The sequence below is a fragment of the bacterium genome, assembly GCA_040753555.1.
Taxonomy (GTDB): domain Bacteria; phylum UBA9089; class UBA9088; order UBA9088; family UBA9088; genus JBFLYE01.
Genome location: JBFMDZ010000154.1, coordinates 1 through 4,917 on the forward strand (window position 1 = coordinate 1; position 4,917 = coordinate 4,917).

At 30.3% G+C, this 4,917-nt stretch carries 4 protein-coding genes and 1 pseudogene; all 5 read left to right on the forward strand.

The genetic code is table 11. From position 1 onward, the window contains the following. Positions 1 to 167, forward strand: a pseudogene (locus tag AB1630_10190) (pyridoxal-phosphate dependent enzyme). Positions 168 to 232: 65 nt separating this feature from the next. After that, on the forward strand, positions 233 to 1,102 hold the full coding sequence (locus tag AB1630_10195; protein MEW6104160.1) for a site-specific DNA-methyltransferase: 870 nt from the start codon (positions 233 to 235) through the stop codon (positions 1,100 to 1,102). Then, positions 1,099 to 3,624, forward strand: a complete 2,526-nt coding sequence (locus AB1630_10200; protein MEW6104161.1) for a protein kinase — start codon at positions 1,099 to 1,101, stop codon at positions 3,622 to 3,624. The genes AB1630_10195 and AB1630_10200 overlap by 4 nt, the downstream gene beginning before the upstream one ends. After that, positions 3,624 to 4,643, forward strand: a complete 1,020-nt coding sequence (locus tag AB1630_10205) for a hypothetical protein (protein MEW6104162.1) — start codon at positions 3,624 to 3,626, stop codon at positions 4,641 to 4,643. Before AB1630_10200 ends, AB1630_10205 begins: the two co-directional genes overlap by 1 nt. A gap of 63 nt (positions 4,644 to 4,706) precedes the next feature. Then, on the forward strand, positions 4,707 to 4,917 hold a 211-nt coding region (locus AB1630_10210), incomplete at its 3' end, for a pyridoxal-phosphate dependent enzyme (GenBank protein MEW6104163.1).

A 4,917-nucleotide genomic window follows, 5' to 3' on the forward strand; every position in this document is an offset into this window, starting at 1 on the left:
AATTGAGCAAAAAATACCCGATTTGCCTTGTTAATTCAATAAATCCATATAGGATAGAAGGCCAGAAGACAGCCGCATTTGAGATATGTGATACATTAAAGAAAGCTCCAGATTACAACATTATCCCGGTTGGAAATGCAGGAAATATTACAGCCTATTGGAAGGGAGTCTGTCAAAAAAACCCCTTTAAAGTGTGGATTGAAATATTTTTATTTTTCTGAAAAAATGTAAAATGATAAGAAAAATATCCAAGTTTGATTGCAAGAATAATGCTAAAGAAATAAAAACAGAACATATATTCTATATAGGTAATGTTTCAAGTGTATTAAAAAAATTACAAGGAAATTTAATTCAATTGATTATAACCTCGCCTCCTTATTGGAATGCTAGGGACTATAAACATCCTAGCCAATTGGGATATAAGGATACTTATCCAGTGTATCTTAAAAAGATGAAAGATATATTTAGAGAATGTGTGCGAATTCTACTTCCAGATGGTAAAATTGCAATAAATATTGGGAATATATATAATTTTGACGCCACAGATAAAAGACATTATACTATTAATATAATTCACGATATATGGGAATTGCTTTTAAGCATTGGGGACTTACGATTTATGGGAACTATCTACTGGAAAAAAACAACTTCAAGAAATGGAGCAGTTTTATTTGGTAGTTACCCATATCCTTCAAATTTTATGATTTCAACGGCTTTAGAGGCAATTCATATTTTTAGAAAGATTGGTAAAAGAGATGTTCCAAAAGAAATAAAAGAAATTTCCAAGATTACAAAAGAAGAATTTAGAATATTCAGAGAGCCAATATGGTTCTTGAATGGAACAAGCACAAAAGACCATCCAGCAGTTTTCTCTAATGAAATACCTAAAAGGCTAATTAAGATGTATTCTTTTTATGGAGATACAGTTTTAGATCCTTTCTGCGGTATTGGCACTACTAATTTGGAAGCATTAAAATTAGATAGAAATTCTGTTGGTATTGATATAAAACCAATCTATATCAAATTGGCAATAAAGAAATTAAAAAATTTGAATAATAACGCAAATATTGCTGTTGTAAATAAAACTCAAAAGGAGAAATGATGGTGGATTTAACATTACCAGATTTGGTTGGGCAACAAATTGGAAAATATAAAATTGTAGAGAAAAAAGGAGAAGGTATGTTTGGCATCACATACAAAGCCATTGATACTATATTATCTACTCCTGAAGACATTGTATTTGTCGCCATAAAGGTCTTGAAACCAAAATATCAAGATTCTAATTGGAAAGAAGAGGCACGCAGAGCTGGAAGACTTAGAGATATAGAGCAGATTGCCTTTATAATAGAACCAATTGAAAAAATAGAAATAATAAAGGGACAAGAAGTTAACATTAGATGTCTTGTATGGCAATATGTGAATGGTGAACCATTAGAAAACCATATTATAAGAAAATCACATTCTTCTGCAGCAGAATTTATAATAGAAATTATAAGACAATTATGCTTAGGAATAAAGGCAATGCAAGATGTTGGACTAGAACACGGGGATTTACATAGTAAAAATATCCTTCTTGTCCCACCAAAACCTTACGAACCTCCTCTCAACTTTCGTGTAAAAATCGTCGATTTTGGTCTAGCAAAAACATTTAGAGGGGATAAATTTAAAAATGATATGGAATGGATTACTATATTGTTAAAGCAATTTTGGGACAAAAATAGGGTTTACATAGAAGATTTAGAAGTTTACGACAAAAAATTTAATCAATCTATTCCCACTCTAATAAAACAATTAGAAGACCAATCTCTTGAAAGAAAAATTATTGATCCCATAGAACTCATTAATCATCTTGAGGAAATCAGAGAGTCAGCTAAAATTGAAATTTCATCAGGAGATGGAAGCCTAAAACATCCTTTTGAATATTTAAGTGCAGAGGAAATGCCTGAAAAAAGTGATTTGTTATATTATCTATATTCTTCAAACTTGCCATGGTATAATGAACTTGAATGTTTTGGCACTGTAGTTATTTCTGGACCACGAGGGTCTGGAAAGTCAATGGTATTAAAAAATCTCAGGCTACAAACCAAAATAATGTCTAAGGACTATAGAGAAAAACAATTTATGAAAGAAAAATATGTTGGGTTTTATATCCATTGCCATAATACCTTTTATTTACCTTTTGCAGGATATAATATTAATTATTCTGATGAAAAAACTCAGCAAGTATTTATCCATTACATTAACATCTTGTTTACACACGAAGTTTTATCTACTCTAAAACTAATTGAACAGTTGAAACTTTTAGATATAACCACATCAGCAAAAATAAATATTGTAAACTTTATTCAAAAAAATATCTTTCAAGGAGTACCCTTATTTATTTCAGGTATTGATTTATTTTCATATTTGATAACATTATTGGAAAAAGAATCAATACTTATTCAAAAATATATTATTGACTCGATATCTCCCTCAAAATATACAACTGTCAACTATTTGAATGAATTATGCAATCTTCTAAAGAATAGTATAGAATTCTTTAGGGATAAACAAATCTATTTTGTCCTTGATGACTATAGTATTCCTAAAGTTAGGGAGGAAATACAAAAAGCATTTAATAGAATAGTTGGGGTTAGGAACAATCTTTATTGTTTCAAAATATCCACAGAAAAATTTTCTTTTATTCCAACAGACTTTGATTTAGAAAAGGTAGGGAAATGGTTTGTGCAAGATAGGGAATTTTCTTACATTGATTTAGGTGGTAGGTATTTAAGTTATCCAAATGAGAAAGAACGAAAGGAATTTGTAAAAGAAATAATTAATAAAAGATTACAAAGAACACCTACTGTTTTAAATAAAGATGCAATTTCATTGTTTGGCACTTACAAATTTCCAGAAGGTGATATTGCTAAATCTCTTATAGCCGATAAAAGAAAAGGCGAAAAAAAGGAGACTTTGTATGCTGGTCTTAATATAATTTATTCCCTTTGTGGCGGAGATATATATACAATTCTTGAATTGTGTAAAGAGATATATAATAAAGCCATAGCAAATAATAAAATTTCCTTAGAAAATATCGATCAAAATATACCCTTTTCGTTACAGGATAAGGCTGTAAGAGATTTTTCTAAAGGACGATTAGATAGGATTAAAGAAATATTATCTTACGGACAAGAAGTTTATCATTTAGTAGAAGTATTTGGTGAAATTGCTAAAACATATCTGTATGAATACGGCAGGATAACAAAAGAAGAAGATAGATATTATGAAATATTGAGAATTGAAATTGTGGATTCTGGAGAATTGGATAATAAAGCATTTGAATTATATAAAACTATCTTACTGGAAGGTATTTTCACTGATGCTGGAGGACGGTATCCATGGGGTAAAGGTCTGTTGAATAATTGTTTTATTTTAAGACCAATATATACACCTGCCCTTCAAATAAGTTATCGTCGCCGAGAATGTTTAAGAATATCCGTAAAAAGGTTTGAAGATTTTCTGCTTAACCCTGATGAATTTAAAAAAGTAGGAACCAAATTTCTCAAAAGAAAGAGGGGGCAAACAGTTATATTTGATAAAGAAGAAAATGGATTTAAAATCTCTACTTGGGAAGGATTATAATGATGAATAATTTGCCATCAATAGATGAATTGTCTCTACAGCATAGAAATGATGGCCTATTTATTTGTGCAATGGGTTTTGAAGATAGGTGCACAACAGGACTAGCTAAGCTTGAGAAATTAGGTTATATTTGTGAAAATGTAATAATGTTACAATACGATGTTAACCAAGATGAAAACAAGAGAAATCAAAAAAAGTTGGAAAAAATATTAAAAAATATAAGTAAGACTCCTTTTATAATATCTAAATATTTTGTTACAGATCCATTTAAGTCAAAAAATGAATTCATCAATGCCTTAAATATTGCTACAAAGCAATCGCATATTTATTCTATTACTGTTGACATTACTAGTTTTAATTCTGCTTCTATCATACAAATTTTTGATTTATTATTGCAACAAACCCAAAAAACCCTGAAACAAATTCGGATTATTTATACTGAGGCAAAAACTTACTTCCCATCTAAGAAAGATGTAAAAATGCCGAAAGAGGTTTATCTTAGCTCAGGAGTGAAAGAAATAATTACATTACCAAGATTTAATGGGATTTTTTATCCTGGGTATTCAATATTACTAATAATTTTTTTGGGATTTGACCCTATAAGAGCGAGAGGAGCTATCAATTTCCTTCAGCCATCAAGAAAAATAGGAATTATTGGTGAACCTCCTCGAAAAAGCAGGAAGTGGCGTGCAGATGAAGCAAAAAAAAGAAATATTAAGATTTTTGATGAAATGGATAATATCCTTCAACTTTCAACCTTTGATTATAAACAAACAATGTTAGAACTAAATAAATTATATAGAGAGTTTTCATCAAGCTCTAATATAGCCATATGTCCCCTTGGAAGCAAATTACAAACAGTCGGAGTGTTTTTATTCGCAAGGAATCATCCAGATGTGAAACTACTTTTCCCTATCCCTGTAGAATTTCATCCCAAACGATATTCAAAAGGCTATATAAAAACTTGGCAGATAGTTTTTGACAAAGACTATTTCAGAAATGAGGGGGATATACGATGAAAATGCGTTACCCATTATTAGACCAAAAATTCAACACCATTGTGGTAAGGGAATTTATAAAAAATGCAAGATTACAAAGGTGTAATTGAAAGGTATAAGGATTTCTTGCCTGTATCAAAAAAAACACCTGTTATAACCCTTCTTGAGGGAAATACACCCCTTATATTTTCAGAGAGGCTATCTAAAGCAACAGGGCTTTCTGTTTATCTTAAATATGAAGGCTTAAATCCAACAGGCTCATTTAAAGATAGAGGAATGACCGTTGCTATCTCAA

Bases quoted from the DNA above. Each gene is read 5' to 3' on its own strand.
- AB1630_10200 (MEW6104161.1), top strand. From the start codon at position 1,099: ATGATGGTGGATTTAACATTACCAGATTTGGTTGGGCAACAAATTGGA.
- AB1630_10195 (MEW6104160.1), top strand. From the start codon at position 233: ATGATAAGAAAAATATCCAAGTTTGATTGCAAGAATAATGCTAAAGAA.
- AB1630_10205 (MEW6104162.1), top strand. From the start codon at position 3,624: ATGATGAATAATTTGCCATCAATAGATGAATTGTCTCTACAGCATAGA.